17 protein-coding genes are annotated in these 17,362 nt (G+C 57.3%); 9 read left to right on the top strand and 8 right to left on the bottom strand.

Translation table 11 applies throughout. The features are described from left to right. Positions 1 to 190 precede the first annotated feature (190 nt). A complete protein-coding gene (locus ACKFRT_RS00085) occupies positions 191 to 955 on the top strand; it encodes a M23 family metallopeptidase (protein ID WP_408925305.1) in 765 nt (254 codons plus the stop codon). A gap of 72 nt (positions 956 to 1,027) precedes the next feature. Here the strand turns inward: ACKFRT_RS00085 and ACKFRT_RS00080 are convergent, their stop codons facing one another. Beyond that, positions 1,028 to 3,739 carry an ATP-dependent helicase gene (locus tag ACKFRT_RS00080; protein ID WP_408925304.1) on the bottom strand — a complete coding sequence of 904 codons (2,712 nt, stop codon included), beginning with the start codon at positions 3,737 to 3,739 and terminating at the stop codon, positions 1,028 to 1,030. A gap of 83 nt (positions 3,740 to 3,822) precedes the next feature. On the opposite strand from ACKFRT_RS00080, the gene ACKFRT_RS00075 reads away from it, so the two are divergent. Further along, entirely contained in the window at positions 3,823 to 4,170 is a 348-nt protein-coding gene (locus tag ACKFRT_RS00075) for a chorismate mutase (protein ID WP_296214241.1), read from the top strand. 6 nt (positions 4,171 to 4,176) lie between these two features. Here ACKFRT_RS00075 and ACKFRT_RS00070 read toward each other — a convergent pair whose 3' ends face one another. The 3 genes from ACKFRT_RS00070 to ACKFRT_RS00060 form a co-directional block, all read right to left on the bottom strand. Continuing rightward, complete coding sequence (locus tag ACKFRT_RS00070; RefSeq protein WP_408925303.1) at positions 4,177 to 5,049, bottom strand: S1 family peptidase; 873 nt, start codon at positions 5,047 to 5,049, stop codon at positions 4,177 to 4,179. Between the two features lie 159 nt (positions 5,050 to 5,208). Further along, a complete protein-coding gene (locus ACKFRT_RS00065) occupies positions 5,209 to 6,468 on the bottom strand; it encodes an acid phosphatase (RefSeq protein ID WP_408925302.1) in 1,260 nt (419 codons plus the stop codon). 193 nt (positions 6,469 to 6,661) lie between these two features. Further along, positions 6,662 to 7,417, bottom strand: a complete 756-nt coding sequence (locus ACKFRT_RS00060; protein WP_408925301.1) for an NADPH-dependent oxidoreductase — start codon at positions 7,415 to 7,417, stop codon at positions 6,662 to 6,664. 197 nt (positions 7,418 to 7,614) lie between these two features. On the opposite strand from ACKFRT_RS00060, the gene ACKFRT_RS00055 reads away from it, so the two are divergent. The 3 genes from ACKFRT_RS00055 to ACKFRT_RS00045 all read left to right on the top strand — a co-directional run bounded on the left by ACKFRT_RS00055 (position 7,615) and on the right by ACKFRT_RS00045 (position 9,862). Then, positions 7,615 to 8,175 (top strand): LemA family protein, encoded by a 561-nt coding sequence (locus ACKFRT_RS00055; RefSeq protein WP_408925300.1) that lies wholly within the window; start codon positions 7,615 to 7,617, stop codon positions 8,173 to 8,175. A 108-nt stretch (positions 8,176 to 8,283) separates the two neighbouring features. Further along, positions 8,284 to 9,405, top strand: a complete 1,122-nt coding sequence (locus ACKFRT_RS00050) for a M48 family metalloprotease (RefSeq protein WP_408925299.1) — start codon at positions 8,284 to 8,286, stop codon at positions 9,403 to 9,405. Positions 9,406 to 9,418: 13 nt separating this feature from the next. Then, positions 9,419 to 9,862: a DUF1990 family protein gene (locus tag ACKFRT_RS00045; protein WP_408925298.1), complete on the top strand. Its 444-nt coding sequence runs from the start codon at positions 9,419 to 9,421 to the stop codon at positions 9,860 to 9,862. Positions 9,863 to 9,909: 47 nt separating this feature from the next. Here the strand turns inward: ACKFRT_RS00045 and ACKFRT_RS00040 are convergent, their stop codons facing one another. From ACKFRT_RS00040 to ACKFRT_RS00025, 4 genes are all read right to left on the bottom strand, one after another. After that, positions 9,910 to 10,866: a DUF1963 domain-containing protein gene (locus ACKFRT_RS00040; protein ID WP_231913385.1), complete on the bottom strand. Its 957-nt coding sequence runs from the start codon at positions 10,864 to 10,866 to the stop codon at positions 9,910 to 9,912. A gap of 863 nt (positions 10,867 to 11,729) precedes the next feature. Beyond that, positions 11,730 to 12,419, bottom strand: a complete 690-nt coding sequence (locus ACKFRT_RS00035) for a pyridoxamine 5'-phosphate oxidase family protein (RefSeq protein ID WP_011273981.1) — start codon at positions 12,417 to 12,419, stop codon at positions 11,730 to 11,732. Between the two features lie 440 nt (positions 12,420 to 12,859). After that, positions 12,860 to 13,063 carry a hypothetical protein gene (locus ACKFRT_RS00030; RefSeq protein WP_408925297.1) on the bottom strand — a complete coding sequence of 68 codons (204 nt, stop codon included), beginning with the start codon at positions 13,061 to 13,063 and terminating at the stop codon, positions 12,860 to 12,862. A 390-nt stretch (positions 13,064 to 13,453) separates the two neighbouring features. Next, positions 13,454 to 13,744: a BCCT family transporter gene (locus ACKFRT_RS00025; RefSeq protein ID WP_272944883.1), complete on the bottom strand. Its 291-nt coding sequence runs from the start codon at positions 13,742 to 13,744 to the stop codon at positions 13,454 to 13,456. Between the two features lie 369 nt (positions 13,745 to 14,113). Between ACKFRT_RS00025 and modA the strand changes: the two genes are divergently transcribed. The 4 genes from modA to ACKFRT_RS00005 are packed head-to-tail and all read left to right on the top strand — an operon-like array spanning position 14,114 to position 17,300. Further along, on the top strand, positions 14,114 to 14,875 hold the full coding sequence (gene modA / locus ACKFRT_RS00020) for a molybdate ABC transporter substrate-binding protein (protein WP_034986063.1): 762 nt from the start codon (positions 14,114 to 14,116) through the stop codon (positions 14,873 to 14,875). Beyond that, positions 14,844 to 15,671, top strand: a complete 828-nt coding sequence (locus tag ACKFRT_RS00015; protein WP_049780517.1) for an ABC transporter permease — start codon at positions 14,844 to 14,846, stop codon at positions 15,669 to 15,671. The genes modA and ACKFRT_RS00015 overlap by 32 nt, the downstream gene beginning before the upstream one ends. After that, positions 15,668 to 16,741 carry a sulfate/molybdate ABC transporter ATP-binding protein gene (locus tag ACKFRT_RS00010; protein WP_011273989.1) on the top strand — a complete coding sequence of 358 codons (1,074 nt, stop codon included), beginning with the start codon at positions 15,668 to 15,670 and terminating at the stop codon, positions 16,739 to 16,741. Before ACKFRT_RS00015 ends, ACKFRT_RS00010 begins: the two co-directional genes overlap by 4 nt. Before the next feature lie 43 nt (positions 16,742 to 16,784). Continuing rightward, complete coding sequence (locus ACKFRT_RS00005; RefSeq protein ID WP_005293785.1) at positions 16,785 to 17,300, top strand: MogA/MoaB family molybdenum cofactor biosynthesis protein; 516 nt, start codon at positions 16,785 to 16,787, stop codon at positions 17,298 to 17,300. Positions 17,301 to 17,362: the final 62 nt, after the last annotated feature.

Genomic DNA, 17,362 nt, shown 5'->3' with positions numbered 1-17,362 from the left:
GCAACGTGGCCAAACCGATAGTGTTACGTTTCGTTGATAACAAAGTGGTTACAAATTGCTTGCGCAACGGACTCGAGAGCCCACAGAGAAGCTCGAAGGAGCTCTTGAAGATCTGCCGGAAGCAGCTTTTAAGGAACCACGCGTGACAGTTGTTAAAAAGCATCGATTAGGTAAAAGGGTTACAAGGACAGTGCGAAACACTACCAAGGCGAGCCGTACCGCCATCCACCGCAAGCAGGATCACAGCGCGAAGCGTCGCTTCGCACTCGTGGCAGTTGCCACGACGGCCGTGACTACCGCCGGTGCTGCTGGCGCTACCGCTGGTGCGTCCCAGAACTCTGAGGACGACATCGCACTGGCCTCCGAGAACACCACGATCCTCGCCCAGGGCGAGGGTGCGGGCGCCCAGGGTTCTGTAGCTCCGGCGGATGCAGAGTCTACCGCCGCTGAGGCTCCGCAGATCCTGGAGGTTCCGCAGGCCAAGCCAGTTTCCGATCTGTCCCAGCAGCTCGATTCTGCCCTGCGTTTCGCCAAGGAGCGCACCGAGGCTGACCTCGCTGCCCGCATGCCCGACTTCGTTAAGCCCGCCGAGGGCGCTTTCACCTCCGGCTTCGGCCCGCGTTGGGGCACCTTCCACAAGGGCATCGACATCGCGAACTCCGTCGGCACCGCCATCCGCGCTGTCCACGACGGCACCGTCATCGACTCCGGCCCGGCCTCCGGCTTCGGCAACTGGATCCGCATCAAGCACGACGACGGCACCATTACCGTTTACGGTCACATGGCCACTTTGGACGTCAAGGTTGGCGACCGTGTAACCAGCGGTCAGAAGATTGCTGGCATGGGTTCCCTGGGCTTCTCCACTGGCTCCCACCTGCACTTCGAGGTTCATCCAAACGGTGGCGATGCCGTTGACCCGAAGCCATGGCTGGCTGAGCGCGGTATTCAGCTCTAAGCCTCTGGCTCCACCAGTAGCCACACCAAGAAGAAACGTTATCCCCGAGCGTAGCGCTCGGGGATAACGTTTTTAGAGCTTTTCCATCGGCACGCCGCCAAACAGCATCAGGCGCACCGTGCCCTGGCTGCCGAAATCGATCATGCAGGTGGTGTGCGATCCGCTGCCGTCGACGCTCTTCACCGTGCCCAAGCCGTACTTGTCGTGGTTCACCTTATCCCCCACGGCCAAGTCCAAATCTTGGTTCTTCTTTGCGCCGGCTCCAAAGGCGGGCTTCGTCTTCTTCGCGGGCTTTCGGTAAGACTGGCTACTCCAGCTTCCCGAGCCAGAGCTCCATCCACCCGAGCCGCCGAAGCTCGTGCCGTCGGCGTAGCCACCGCCACCCCAGGCAGAATCCACGCCACTTCCGAAACGGGCGGGCTCTTCGCGGATCCATTCCATCAGATCCTCCGGCACCTCCGACAGGAAGCGTGACGGCGGGTTGTTCACTGGCGCTCCCCAACCACTGCGAGTAATCGCGCGGGTAAGGAACAACCGCTGCTTCGCACGGGTGATACCCACGTAGGCCAGGCGGCGCTCCTCGGCCAGCTCCGTCGGGTCGCCCAGTGCGCGCATGTGCGGAAACTGGCCATCTTCCCAGCCGGTCAAGAACACCACGGGGAACTCCAAGCCCTTCGCGGTGTGCAACGTCATAAGCGTCACCATGTCCTGCTCATCTGCCGGAATCTGGTCTGCGTCCGCTACCAGGCTCACGCGCTCTAGAAAAGCCTGCAGGCTACCCAGTGGCGCTTCTCCCTCAGCCAGCATCGCCTCAGCAGCCTCATCCGCGTCAGCACTGTCTGCACCAGCGCTTTCCGCACTACCACCAGGCATCTCCTCATAAGCCTTCAAATTCGCCGACTCCTGCGAGAACTCATGCCCCACGCTCACCAGCTCGTTCAGGTTGTCCAGGCGCGCCCCATCCTGTGGGTCGTTGGACTTCTCCAGCAGCTCCTTGTAGCCGGTCATGTCCAGCACCGCAGAGATCACCCGGCCCAGGTCGGGCAGTCCCAGGCCGGACCCATCCGAGGCCGTCATCTCCATCGACTCTGTCTCCGCCCGCAGCGCGTCCATCATTTCCAGGAACTTGCCAATGGAATTGCGGCCGCGTGCGGAAAGGCCGGCGACCTTCCCCGCGGCGGCGTCACCAAGAGCAGCCGAAAAACCAATCCCCTGGCCTTCCGCGTAAACAGTGACCTGCGCAATGGCCTTATCCCCGATACCGCGGCGCGGGGTGTTGATGATGCGCCGCAGCGCCACCGTGTCGTCCGCGTTGTCCAACACCTTGAGATAAGCCACAATGTCGCGGATCTCGCGGCGCTCGTAGAAGCGCGTACCGCCGACGACCTTGTACGGCATACCGGAGCGCACCAGCACGTCCTCAATCGCGCGGGAGGCGTTGTTGGTGCGGTACATGATCGAAATGTCGCCGTAGGAGTAGCCCTCGTTGTCCACCATGTCGTCGATCTGCTCGACGATGAAGTTCGCCTCGTCGTGCTCGTTGTCCGCAACGTAGCCGCCGATCAGCTCACCATCACCCAGATCCGTCCACAGCTTCTTCGGGCGGCGCCCCTGGTTCCGGTCGATCACCGCGTTGGCTGCGGACAGGATCTTCTGGGTGGAGCGGTAGTTCTGCTCCAGCAGGATCGTGTGGGCATCCGGGTAGTCGCGCTCGAATTCCTCGATGTTGCGGATCGTCGCGCCGCGGAAAGCATAAATCGACTGGTCGGCATCGCCCACCACACACAACTCGGACTCGGCCTTACCCTTGCCCGCAAGCGCCGCAACCAGTTCGTATTGGGCATGGTTCGTATCCTGGTACTCGTCTACCATGATGTGGCGGAAGCGGCGCCGGTAGTGGTCGCGGACGTCCGGATTGTTGTTCAGGATCGCCACGACCTCACCAATCAGGTCGTCGAAATCCACCGCGTTCGCTGCCCGCAGGCGGTTCTGATACGTCTTATACAGTGCGGCGATCTGGGCGGTGTGCGGGTTGGAATCTCGCTGCGCCTCGTCCAACGCGCCGATAGGGCCGACCAGCTCGTTCTTCCAATTAGAGATCACGTTCAGCACTCCGCGCGGCGAGAACTCCTTCAGATCCAACGAAGCATCCTTGATGATCATCGTCATCAGTCGCTTCGAATCGTCCGAGTCGTAAATGCTGAAGTTCGTGTTCAGCCCTGGCGCGAGGTGTGCATTGGCACGCAGTACGCGCACACAGAAGGAGTGGAATGTAGACACCCACATTCGCTCGGCCTGCGGACCCACCATATCCATCACGCGTTCGCGCATCTCCGCCGCGGCCTTGTTGGTGAAGGTGATCGCCAGGATCTGCCACGGCGCCACTCCCCCGGCCAGCAAGTATGCAATGCGGCGCGTCAGCACACTCGTCTTGCCGGAGCCTGCGCCCGCCACGATCAACAACGGGCTGCCCATGTGCTCTACTGCCTGCCGCTGCTGCGGGTTGAGGCCTTCGAGGAGCTTTTCTTTGTAACGCCCATTCTCCCCCGCGCCCGTTTCAGCCCCGCGTTGATTCTGTGCGGGCTGCACCCTCTGTGCCGCTGCGACGGCAGGGCTTTGGGCAGGGGCGGGTGTGGGTTCCGGCGCGCTGGCGCGAAGGTGCTGCAGAACACTTTCGTAGCCCTCCGGTGGCAGGTCTTCCTCCGGCGGCGGAACTTCGTCATCGAAAAGTGTCGGCTCTTCGGGCAGCGGCAGGTCGGCGAACGGATCGTGCTGGTTGTTCATGTTTCCCTCTGTGCTCCCTCAAAAACTTCTTACCGGAACTCTTCTTAAAACTCGGCAGGCTGACTAGCGGTAGAATACAGCGCATGAACGACTACGATTCTGCGGCATCCTCGGATTCTTCGAACAGCCTCTCGAAGTCCAATGAGTTCACCGTCCGCATGCCCTCGGGCACGGACGATCCCTTGTCGGATTCAGAAATTCAATCCTACCGCGAGGAGATCAATCGCCTCGACCGCGCCATCATCGACGCGATTCACCGCCGCAGCGAAGTCTCTAAGGCCATTGGCAAAACCCGCCTGGGCTCGGGTGGCACGAAGTTGGTCTATACCCGCGAAGTCGCGATCATCAATCAGTTCCGCGCGGAGTTCGGCGCGGAGGGAGTAGATATAGCGAAGGCCCTGCTGCAGCTAGGCAGAGGGCGCTTGGGCTAAGTAAAACTAGGCCAGCCGGAATCCTGCACCAACCCCGCCGGCGGCATTCAGATCCGCGGCGATCACGTTCCACGCCGCACCGGCAGTCGGCGCGTGGAACGGCCCCTGCAGCGGAGTGGTGCACGACGGCAGGTTGCCTGCGCCGCCATTGACGATGCCCACCAGACGGTTGCCGACGTAGATCGGGGCGCCCGAGTCACCCTCGGAACCGCATAGATGCGAAACCAGGAAGGGGCCGGAGATCGCCAGCATGGGGCCGCAGGATACCCCTGTTGCCACACCGGTCTTGCACATCTGCTGCAGGCTGGCTGGGGTGGAGCCGCCGAGGGCGCCAAGGTGCACGTTGTTGTAGCCGCGGGTCAGGCGCACCTTGTTGTTGAACTTGATCACTGCATAGTCCGGGTAGCCGTTGCGCACAACGGTGCCGATCTGGCCAGCGCGCTCGCTGTCCATGGAGATGACCGGGGCGCCGGGGCCGCCACAGTGCCCGGCGGTGATGCCCACCTTGTTACCTGCCTTGTCGTAGCCAACCACACCCAGGGTGCAGATGTTGTTGCCGACGTAAATCGGCATGGAGGGGCCAGCCAGCACATTCGGCGCAGCGGCCCGCTGAGCCTGTGGGATACCCGGAGAGGTGAAGTAGTGGCCCGGAACGCGGTGGGGTCCCGGCTGGCCAGTGGCGTTCAAGAATGCGTCGGCGGAGCCTGCCGGAGCGGCGGTGGCTTCCGGTGCGGTGACGGCCGATCCGAATGCGGCGGAGGCGGCAAGCGCCACTCCCGCCATCAGCGCGCCGAGCCGGCGGCGGGCGGAGCTACGCAGTACTCGCCCGGCCGGCGCGCCCTCGTGCGAGGGAGAGGGAACAGCCTGGCGAGACGCCATGCGAGTAGGAACAGGTGAAGCTGACAGGAACCGGGAGCGCATTCTTTCCTTCATTTCTGTTGGGCGATGGAACTAACCCTAGCGCAGAAAATCGGATTCACATGAGTCACAGAGGTAACATTTTGGAAAAGGTTACCCCTGCTCCCGGGGCTGCAACACCTAGCGCAGAACGGTAACAGTTCCGTTGCTGTTGACCTTCACCTTTGCAGCGAAAGCAGCTGCCATGTTCAGGCGCTGCCAGGAACCCCGTCGGCTCTGGTCATCCAGCGGAGAGCCTGCCGGGATGGCGGTCTGACGCAGGATGGAGGCGCGCTGGCTGTAGCTCAGCTTCGGGTACTTCGTCAGCAGCAGATCCGGGGCGGCCTGCGGCACGATCATCGGCGCATCCTTGCGGTAGATTTTCGGGAAGCCGTAGGTCATGCGATCGGTGTACTCACGCACAGCCTGGTCAGTGCTGCGGTAGGCCTTGTCACCCTTCACTACCTCGGCGATCGGGCGCCCAGCGCGCCACTCCAGCTCTGCACGCAGCTCCTTGCCAGCCTGCTGCAGCGCGTCGCGCATCTTCGGGTCGTTCCAGCGGTCCGCCGCAGCAGCAGTACCGGACATGCGGCCACCGATGACGTCAAGCGGGTAGTGCACGCCCATCACCACGCGGTTGTAGCCGGCCTCAGAACCACGGGTCAGGATCTGCGGAGCCAACTCCGGCAGTGCCAGCGCCAGCAGGGTGGTGGACCACACGGCCTGGTTGGTGTGGCCGGACGGGTAGGACTTCGACGTGCCGTAGAAGTTACGCGGACCCTCTTGGTACTTGTTGATGCGATCCGGGGCGACTACGAACGGGCGGTCGTAGCCGTAAACCATCTTCTCCACGAAAGTGGAGGATGCCAGTCCGCCCGCGCGCGCCAGGTAGCCGCCACCCAGCAGGAACTGGGTCTTCGGCAGGCGGTTCTCGCGCAGTGCGTCGCGGAAGTGGCCACCCAGCTCTGCACCCAGAGAGTCAGAGAACGCCATGAGCACGCCATCCTGGTCCGCACGTGCATCGTCCTGGGCACGCTTGATGGCAGCCTTGTCCTTGGCCACACCGTTGTTGATCCGCACAACCTTATCCAGGTTCTGCTTCATCACTGCCGGGTGGTTGGCACGCACGTCGTTAAAGCCGTCGACAACATCCAGATACACGCCCCAGCTGTAGGAGCTGACATCAGAGATGTAGCCAGCCAGGTACTCCGGGCCGAACGGCTGCGGGTTCGGGGCACCCTTGTGCTGTACCGGGTGCGGGTAGCTCGGCAGCCCCTGGGAACCAGCGATCGCCGGCATGCTCAGTGCCGCTTCTGCCGGTGCCACATTTACTGCGGAAAGCGACATGGTCGTAGCCATCATGGCTGCCGCCGTAATCTTTAGGCCCTTCTTGTTCGTCACTTTTCTCTCATCCTTGAGGTCTCGTCCTGCGAATTTTTATGACGCCAAGCCTCCGAAGCCCGCCCGGCGCCAATTGACATAGTTTTATAAACTGCTCGGCAGACTATCCCAAGGATCTGAACTGCAGGTTAATTTGAGGTTAGATACAGATGACGCGTGAGGGCGTCACAAAGAAAAACGCTAAATAATAACGCTAAATAATAAAGCCTTGCCAGCGCGCAGCTTGCAGCGAATCATCGTTGCTGTCCCGGGTGAAGGGGAAGTTCTTTAGCACCTGGTTGGTGAAGCTATCCACGCGCTGATTAGCGTTGCGCAGATCGTAGTAAGTTCGCATCTCTGCGTCGTAATCCGCTAGGTCGGCGGTCAGGCTCTCCCTGGTCTGGTAGCCATTCTCCATCACGCGAAACTCACGTGGCATGCGGGGCTTTAGCTGCGGATCCTGGTTCGGCCAGCCAAGGGTGAGGCCAACGACGGGGAAGGTGAAGCGCGGCAGCCCCAGCAGGTCGATCACCCCGGCTGTGTCATTGTGAATATTGCCCAGGAAGTTGGCGCCCAGGCCGAAGGACTCCGCGGCGTTCACCACGTTCTGCGCCATCAGGCAAGCATCGGTGAAGGCCTCCACGAAAGCCTCCGTGCGGCCCGCCGCCCGCAGGTCTCCACCGTTTTCCTGCAGAATCTGCGCATTCCGTGCCGTATCTGCCAAAAACAGCAGGTACACGGGCGCGCGGCGAACGTACTCCTGGTTACCGATCTCCGCGAGGCGCTCCCGCAGGTGTGCATCCGTGACGCGCACGATGCTGGCCTGCTGCATCCCACGAGAAGAGGCGGTGCGCATGGCCACGTCATAGATCGTTTCCAGGGTCTGATCACTCACCGGTTGGTCGGTAAACTCCCTAATTGTGCGGTGGGAAAGCTGGCGATCAACCATGGGATTCGAAATTTTCGCCATACGATCCAGGCTACTAGCAGGCGTGCGAGCAGGATGTGCGCAATAATTTTTACAATTCTCGCCTGCGCCGGGAACAAATATTAGCGATAATGCATTTCAGCAATGTTGGCCTGTGCGAGGTTGCCTCTCAGACCTCTTCTAGCCATCGCTTTCCCGTAAAACCTCATCCAAGTGTTCCCTAGGAAGGTACTGCTGACATGATCATTGCCGCCATTATCATCGCCGTCCTCGTAGTCCTCGCCATCATCTGGTTTGCCATGTACAACGGGCTCGTCAAGAAACGCAACACGGTCAACGAAGCCTACGCGCAGATCGATACCCAGCTACAGCGCCGCGGCGACCTCATCCCGAACCTGGTAGCCACTGTCAAGGGGTACGCCAACCACGAAGCCAAGGTATTCCACGACATCGCCGAGCTGCGCAGCGCCACCGACCGAGCCCGCGCCACCGGCGACGTGCAGGATGCCTCCCAGGCAGACGCAGCGTTCGGTCGCACTATGGCAACTCTGCGCGCAACTGCCGAGGCGTACCCGGAGCTGCAGGCCTCCCGCAACTTCCAGCAGCTGCAGGAAGAGCTCGCCTCCACCGAGAACAAGGTGGGCTTCGCCCGCCAGTACTACAACGCCTCCACGAACACCTACAACACCGCCATCCAGTCCGTGCCGACCAACATCGTCGCTTCTGTGCACGGCTTCCAGCCTTTCGCGTTCTTCCAGGTGGAAGAGTCCAAGCGCCAGGCTCCGGACGTTTCTTTCTAGCCTTCTTGTCCTGCCCGCCCCCTAAAGGCCACTTCCGCTTCTTAAGCATCACATCTAGCGGGCAAGACTCGTGAGTACTGAAAGTGCTGAAAGGACGGATAACGGACAATGGCCAACCAGCCAAGAACCTTCGACGAATCGCTTTCGCAGCTACGCAAAGGCATCGCTGTCGCGTGGATCGCGAACGTGTTTGTTCTGCAGCTTTCCATCGTTGCGTGTGCCTGCGCGGCCTACGTGGGCATCCAGGGAAGCGACATTGACTACAACACTCTGGGCAAGGTCATTCTGATCTCCGCCGGGGTCGCCATCCCGGTTGCCGCACTGATCCTGCTGTACTCGTATTTCTTTTCCACCAAGACCGTGATTTCCGCCATCGGTGGCGAAAAACGCAAGGTGGAAAAAGGCATGGTCTACAACATTGTGGAAGAGATGTCGATCGCCGCCGGCATGCCCTCCCCGCCAAAGGTCTATGTGCTCATCGGCACCGGAGTGCCCAATGCCTACGCTCTGGGCGGCAAGCGCAACAAGCCCCATACCGGCACCATCGTCGTCACCGAAGAGCTTGGGTACCTGCTGAACCGCGAGCAGATGCAGGCGGTCATCGCCCACGAGATGAGCCACCTGACCGCCGACGATAATCGCGTGATGACGCAGCTGGTGGCCATCGCGTCCGTCATTTCCATCCTGCAGTCGGTGTTTATCTACGGCAGCTTCAGCAACAACAACCGAGGCCGCTCTAGCTCCAACTCGAACGGCGGCGGCAATGCCGTAGCTGCCATCGTGATCTTGCTGATCTCCTTCTGCGTTATCCTCGCCGCCCCAGCGCTGGCCAATATCGCCAGGGCCTACATGTCTCGCCACCGCGAGCAACAGGCCGATAGCCACGGGGTCTCCCTGTGTCGTAACCCCACCGCACTGGCGCAAGCCCTGATTACTATCCGCGCGTTCCACCAGGCGAACCCTTCAACCGTGCAGAACTCCATGTACGGCACGCCCGGCTCCCTGGCTTTGTACGCACCGGAGCAGGACATCATCCAGGGCTTCCACAATTCCGACGCAGGCAAGAAGGGGTCCGTCTTCAAGCGCGCCATGACGAAGAAGCGAAACTTTTCCGCTACCCACCCGCCGATCTGGGAAAGAGTCAACGCACTGATCGCCATGGGCGCCTATGTGCAGGGTTTCGTCCCGTATGTGCCGGAGCACGCGCAGATTGCCGGACACATCAAGTAGCCTGGGACTTTCTATGACTCCCCTCTCCTATACCTCGACTGACGGCTTCCCGGAACTGCACATGTCGCGGGTCATCAGTGCGGACTTCGAGACCGCCGCGGCCAGGCTTTTCCGCTGGGGTGTGCAGCGCAGTGGCCTCTTCCGCGTGCGCCCCACCCACGAGGTTGTGGAGATTGGCGCCGAGGTCGCTCTCAGCCTCGGGCCGTGGACGTTCCACTGCCGGGTTGTCGATACTTTCTCCACGCCCGGCCGCTGCGGCTTTACTTATGGCACTCTCCCCGGCCACGCCGAGCGGGGCGAGGAGACCTTCACCCTCGAGCGGTTGCAGGACGGTAGGGTTCTTTTTCTTGTTGACGCCAAGTCCCAACCCGCCCGTTTCCCCGCGCTGCGCCCAGTCATCGACCTGCCGAGGCGTGCCCTTATTCGTCGCTTCTACCTGCGCGCTTTGGACGATTGAGCAGAAGACTAACGGCAGATAGCGGCGGCCACAGACCGCGCGCAACTCTATAAGCAATCCCAGCCGAAGATGACCCGATCAAAGTTGCATGCTGCCAGGTCGTCGGGGTGGATGAAGAAATTTCCGACTCCACTATCGCCCCACTCACATGGGCCATCTTGATCAATCGTCGCCAGCACGATCCGAGGGTCAGACGGCGAAAACCGGCCTTCGTTCACAAGAACTGTGTAGCCACCGAGCGAGGATCCGTTTGCTTGTGGATAGCCAATTGGCTCCAAAAATTCATCGGCGTGAGGGTAAACGGTGAAGCCCTCTTTTTCTGCACGGGCGACGGCCGCATCAAACGCATCCTTTGTCGTTTTCCCGAAGTCAAGGTGGGGCTGCTCAAATGTCGTTTGCCCATCAATTACCCAGCGTGAAACTAAGTTTCCTCGATAAGTGTGAATATCTACGAAATCCCGCCCCCTCCTTAAAAAGGCGCGGGGACCCTTCAGATCAAAAATGAAACGACCGTACTCGTGGGTGCTGTAATTCACTTCTTGATCGAATCGAACTCCGTCGATAGTGACGGGATCGAATGGCTCAGATGCAGGGTGCTCACCGGAATCCATGATCTCTTCCTCGGGCATCTCGCCGACATGCGGCGCTGAGAAATCCTCGAAGTATCGGGCGAACGGAATGGGTCCTGCGCATTGATCCGGCTTGTCCGTCGCTATCCAGGGATCGCCCCAGAATTCTATGTCAGGTACGAAAAGCTGAAGTAGCCCAGTCGTCGGGAACCCTGGAAGGGGCTCTAGCTCGGAGAAATTAAACTGGGCAATGAAGAACATGGGCCGACCATCGTAATACGGGTAGGGCGCGTGTTCCGGCAGGTAGGGAGTGCCACATACCTTCGAAGTGGTCGGTGAATCAGGCCGCGTGCTCTCCTTAAGCGCAAGAGCAGGACGGGTGGGAATGCTGTCGAAAGAGTATTTCAGATCATCCAGACTGGTCGATTCAAACATGTCAACAACCTTAGGCGTCCGGCCACAATCCCACATGCGCAAAATCATCTCGCCGGTATCTAAACCAGCGAGGGGATCAATTTGTAGCGGGGGCAGGATTCGAACCTACGACCTCTGGGTTCTCTGTATTAAGTGCGCACTACTTGAAACTATCTCTGGCAACAATACAGTTCGCCACTGCAGCAGACCCCTGAGTGAAGTACCCACCCCCTCCAGAAACAATTAACCCAATATAAAGGTATATACCGGCCACCAACCCATTTTAGAAATCATCACGATCGCAAGTACGTTTCAATCCAATTAAGTACCGTAATTCGTGACAGATCTCCAATTCGCTACATCGGCGATGGTTCACAATATCTCCCCAAGGCGTCCGAAAAGCGTTTCACCGCAATCTCATTTCAGGTGGAGCAACCCTTGAACGAAGACTCGACAACTGCAGGCAGTCGCTTGAGCGCACCTATCCCTAATAGGCCAAGCAAACCGCTTCTTTTCTCCCCAGGGAGGGAAGCAAGCGACTGATAAATCCCCTTTTCCACTAATCGTTTTACATCGACCATCAGCCACAAGAAATCCCGAAGCTACTACAAAGGTTAACAAGCAAAAGACAATCGTCACAATACGACCATCATGCACCTAACAAAGTGCCGGTACGACGTCACCTAAGTCATATTCAAAACTAAGGAGCGTCACTAACCGGCCTCCCCATCACACGCTCGCCGAGTAGCGATTTAAACCTATCAACACTACTTTATCGACCGGGCCACCATGCCACAAACTCGATAATTTTTCTTGTAAAGCCTAGCGCAGGTTCGACAAAATGAAAACCTACCACGGCAGAATATTGTAAGAAAAAACTGGCATTAGCCCAAAGAATCTAGTTTCTCATTTAATAAATTATTCCTCTCTTTTAGCTCAGAAATTTCGTTACGCAACTCGTCTATGTCGGCCCGATACAAGGCAATCCTCTCGTCGACCTGCTCCTTGTCCCATCGGGGCTTAATATGTTTAGTACAGTTTTTATCCGAAGCTACAATATCAACTATCATTGCCCTCTCAGACTTAGACCGGATTTCTTTATCGCCTAGATTACGTAATTGTTTAGCAATTTTTGGGTCATCACAAAGCTCAATTACCCGCGCATATCCGAACACCTTTAATCGTGTTCGAAGTGGGTAGTTAATGAAGAATAATGCTACTCGCCCATCTCGGTCGATGTTGCCTGTACTCACATACTGGTTGTTCCCCATAAACTCTAACCACCCTATAGTCCTGTCATCCAGAACGTGCACAAAGCCCTTTGGACCACCTCTATGCTGGACATAAGGCCAACCTGCACCAGTTACCGTAGACAGGAAGAAAGAGTCAGCCTGCTGTATCAACTTCCGGTCTGCGGGTTCAAACTCAAATCTCCCTACTCGCTCCGGAAGTGTTGTTCCTACGGAGCCTTGACGTCGGCGAACAAACGAATCGTAGGCGAGTTGTTCATAAGTGACTGCGTCTGCCCCCTCATGCGTAGCCCCTTCGTTAGATTCCGCTTCCTTAGCATCCATGTCTTTCATACTAGCGGGTAACGGGTGAAGCGTACTGAGTTTGGTCCCGTTCGCATCCAGGGAAGGATAGGAAACTATCGTAAAACTTTTGCCCTAATCTCGCCGCCTAGGCGTGCCCCTTAGCCGAGGAGGGCAAGGAGCTTGAAGGTTACTCATGGTGGCCAACTGTCGAGTAGACCAAGCGGAGCTTGAGGATTGTCGCCCACACTAACTCCGGTTGCATGCATTACTGCACCGTCTGAGCACAAGGAGTTCTCGACTGACGGACTTCGACGGATATGTTGGAAGACAAGTAGCGAAGCGGGGTAGATGAATTCCTTGAGATTGTGTTGGCTTTTTCGCAGTGGCGGTCGAACACCGCACGCGGAAATAGTCGATTGTATCGATACCTAGCGGAATCGCTTCAAAGCGAGGCAAATGGCCGCACGTTGAATGCGGCGTTAGATTGTTGGTTGTCTCTTTTCAAAGGGACCGTGTGCCAATATCTCAGCTAGCGCGAGAGTACCAAAGGCAAAAATCAATAATTTCATAGTACGTGGTTCGACTCGCGCCTTCGCCATCCCCAGCCCCCCCCCCGTTTTGCTATATTCCTCATCAAGATCCGACTCATCTGCTTCGCCCATATCACCGTCGGGCTTAATCACCACCCCCTCGTTGTACTGCTAGTATCTGGCGAGCAAACTTTTGCTCTCAGCCTCGCATTCCCCGCGTGAGCGTGGCCTCGTGGACCTTCAGTTTGTCCGACGTATCCGTAAAACTTCACTGTCGGGTCACCGGGTTGCGCGCAGCTACACAAACTACGCTCATGCCCTTAAACAGTAAATACATCACCACAAAATGAATGAAGAAAACGGTGCCGATAATCCACATGTAGAGCCGCAACGCCCCCAGCGCCCCTCACCGACAATCAGCAAGACAGCTGTCCCGATGGCACCTATCTTTCTTCCCTCCCCAGGACACGATAGGACGTCATCACCCTGGCTTTCCTCAACAATCGCGATACTGACAATTTCATCATTGCCGATTCAATGGAGTTAACTAAGAGTACCGGAGTGACATAGCGCAAATACGCTCTTTGCAACGACCACCAGGAACTGCTCCAGCGAGACGAACAGCGCGGATGAGGGATTGGCGCTCTCCACGACGGCTCCGGTCAAGAAGCCCGGCTGCGAGGCCTCGAACTCGAAGCCCGCACAATCCATAACAGAGAACCAGATAATCGGCACAATTCTCGGTAAGGCGATGACGCCTCCGATGAATTCGTGGACTTTCCGAACGCGAGAAATGGGCACCACAAACATGCCCGCGAACGGCGACCAGCAAATGGTTCACCCTAGTAGAGCACCGTACACGCAGCCCCCTTCCCAATTCGGACTGACATCGTAGCCGTCGGTGCAGAACATAATCCTCGTCAGCGTATCCATGCTCATACCAGCCGTGTCGACGATTTAGGGCAACTGCGGCAACGTCGAGCCCCTAGGCAGGTAGAAACTGGTGAGAACATCACCACCCTAAAGTTTGTGCCTACGAATCACAAACTTCAAATGAGGCATCACGCTAAAGGTCAAACGCCTGTGCCCCGTGGCAGACTCGTCGAAGCTGCTACCCCAGCTTCTTACCTTCAGAAGTCACAGCGCCAGAGATATAAGGAAGCATTGATTAGATATACTACGTGCATGGTTCGAAGGAAGGTAATGAGGTCAGCTTCCGCGATTCTGAGTGTCGGAACGCTTCTACTTTCAGGATGTACCTCGAGCTTTGATAAGGCTCAGACAACTACACTGACGGTCTTCGCCGCAGCATCCCTGGCTGAGGTCTACGGAGCAATAGGAAAGGAATTCGAGGCTGCTAACCCAGGAGTTGACCTCCAATTTGAGTTTGCTGGATCACAAACCCTAGTGGAGCAGTTAGTAAACGGTGCGGATGCTGATTTATTAGCAACTGCAGATGCCATTACCATGGATCGCGCTGTGGATGGTGGTGTTGTGAGCGGCAGACCAATCCCTTTCGCTGAAAACATACTGACTATCGCGGTCGAGCCAGGTAACCCACTTGATATCTCGGAGCTCGTATCTTTAACAAATCCCGACGTCGCAGTCGTTGTCTGCGCCAAGGGAGTGCCGTGCGGTAACGCTACCGAAACAGCTACAGAAGCCGCCGGAGTGATTCTGAGACCAGTCTCTGAGGAACAGAAGGTTACTGACGTACTTGGAAAGGTTTCCTCAGGACAAGCGGACGCTGGCCTAGTGTACCGCACAGATATTGCCACCGCGAATGGCGCGGTGGAGGCAGTAGATTTCCCAGAAGCAAACCGAGCAGTCAATAGCTACTTCATCAATACCGTCACTGGCACCCCGAGATCTCGGGATGCCAAGCGGTTCATCGAATTCATGTCCACCGCGGATGCACAGGAAATTCTCTCGGATGCAGGCTTCCAACCGGCGGAAAAATCATAGGGCCATCACAGTGTCCCCTAGAACACCACGAATTGTCCCCCGCTGGCTATTCGTACCAGCGGGGTTAGGAATAATCTTTTTACTCCTCCCCATTATCGGACTGATATCCCAAATCTCTTGGAGTAATTTTCCAGCCCTGATCTTCGCCGACACTGCTATCGATGCTCTCCGGTTATCAATCCGCACCTCTGCAACCGCCACCGCAATTGTTGTTGCCATCGGCATTCCACTGAGCATGATTCTGGCTTGGACCGATTTCCCGGGCAAGAAGCTCCTACGCGCGCTCCTGCTCTTACCTCTTGTGCTGCCACCAGTAGTGAGCGGTATTGCACTCCTTCAGGCTTTTGGACGGCGTGGCCTCATTGGCTCCCAATTTGAAGCCTTTGGAATAGAAATCGCTTTTACTACAGTTGCGGTGGTCATATCCCAGGTTTTTATTTCGCTCCCATTCATGGTGGTGACACTCGAAGGGGCACTAAATACAGCAGGGAGAAGCTACCAAACCGTGGCAATGAGCCTCGGTGCTTCCCCAACCCGAACCTTATGGCGCGTGAGCGTGCCGATGATGACTCCTGCAATTATGTCGGGAGGCATACTTGCATTCGCCCGAAGCTTGGGAGAATTTGGCGCAACCAGCATCTTTGCAGGTTCCCGCCAAGGTGTAACCCGAACCTTACCCGTTGAGATCTACCTTCAACGAGAAATTGATCCCGACTCGGCAATTGCTCTATCCCTGCTGCTTATCATATCTTCCATTGTCATCGTCGGAGCGGTATACGGGAGGGTGCGCAAATGACAGAGGCAACAGAGTTGTTAGAGTTCGATGTATCGATCCCCTCAAGAAAGTTCGACATCGCCTTTGAGCTTCCAATGGGGCGAGTACTTGGAATCATCGGCCCCAATGGAGCTGGCAAGTCCACCATAGCTGGAGCACTAGCAGGCACTGTCGTCCCGACCAGCGGTCGCATCAGTGTCCGAGATAGAGTCTTGACCGATACCGCCACCGGAACATACGTTCCAATACACCAAAGAAAAGTCGGACTACTAGCACAGGACCCACTGCTGTTCCCGCACCTATCAGTCATAGACAACCTGACTTTCGCCCCTAAAAGCCAAGGGAGCCCGGACGCTCAAAAAGTCGCCGAGCATTGGCTGAGAAAACTCGAACTCGAGCCCCTATCCCACCGCAAACCACACGAACTTTCCGGCGGTCAGGCACAGCGAGTCGCCCTCGGTCGAGCTTTCGCCGGCTCGCCGGACATACTGTGCCTAGACGAGCCCTTCCGCGCATTAGATATCACCGTCGCTGCAGATATGCGTGCCCTTCTCTACCCGCTGTTGCACAAAATGACAGTTCTCCTGATTACCCATGATGTCCTCGATATCATGTACCTCGCAGATGATGTAGCAGTCATTGAACACGGACGCCTCGTGCGACTTGGAACTACCGACGACGTCATTGAGAAACCCCTCGACAAATTCACAGCTCGATTCTCTGGTACCAACATCATCAAAGGACGAAGCATCGGAAACGAAACACTTCGCAGTGGATCCGGGGAAATACTCGTCACAGGAAAGCCTGGCCACAAAATTCCCGCTGGACAACGAGCAATCGCTAGCTTCCGCCCTACCGCAGTGAGTATCCTCACGGACCACACGGATGAAAACATGAGAAATCAATGGCCAGCAACAATAAAAGGGCTCGAACAGGGAGCTGGAACAATCACCGTCATCTGCGATGTGAAGGGAGATTCCATCCGGGCAGAAATAAGTCCTGCATCCGCAGCGCAACTTTCACTCGTTACTGGCAATGCCATCATCGTCGCAGTCAAAGCACAAGAGATAGAACTTTACCCAGCACATTAGGGGAAAGACGCTACAGGATAATCGCTGTACTAATGTCGTTGCCATGGCACACAACCCCGACTACCCGCTGGCAGACATCTCGGCAATTATCATCACTGTCTCCGACCGCTCATTCGCAGGCCGTCAAGAGGACAAGTCTGGGCCTAGAGCCGTCGAAACACTGATCAAGGCGGGATTCACTCGACCACAGGTGCGTGTCATACCGGACGGCATAGAATCAGTACGAGATGCACTAAAGCAAGCTATTGCAGACGGCTACAGGTTGATTGTGACAACCGGCGGCACTGGCATCGGACCTCGGGATTTAACCCCCGAAGCTACTGCCACCGTTATTGCAACTCGCATCCCTGGCATCGAGAACCAGATTCTTCACCACGGTCTGTCTTCCACCCCCACAGCTGGGTTGTCCCGACCCGTCATAGGGCTCAGCGACCGCAGCAGTAAAGCAGCACTCATCATTAATGCTCCAGGCTCTACTGGTGGCGTTACTGACACACTCGACGTCATAACACCACTTTGCGGCCATATCTTTAGCCAGCTTGCCGGGGGCAAGCACTAGGGGAATACGAGCATAATGAATCGTCTCGTATTTGTGGAGTCCATCCAAATGACTTCATCTTC

Source organism: Corynebacterium jamesii (assembly GCF_046097395.1).
Classification (GTDB): Bacteria; Actinomycetota; Actinomycetes; order Mycobacteriales; family Mycobacteriaceae; genus Corynebacterium.
The sequence above is the reverse complement of the archived record's forward strand: the minus strand, read 5'-3'. Positions and strand labels throughout refer to the sequence as shown.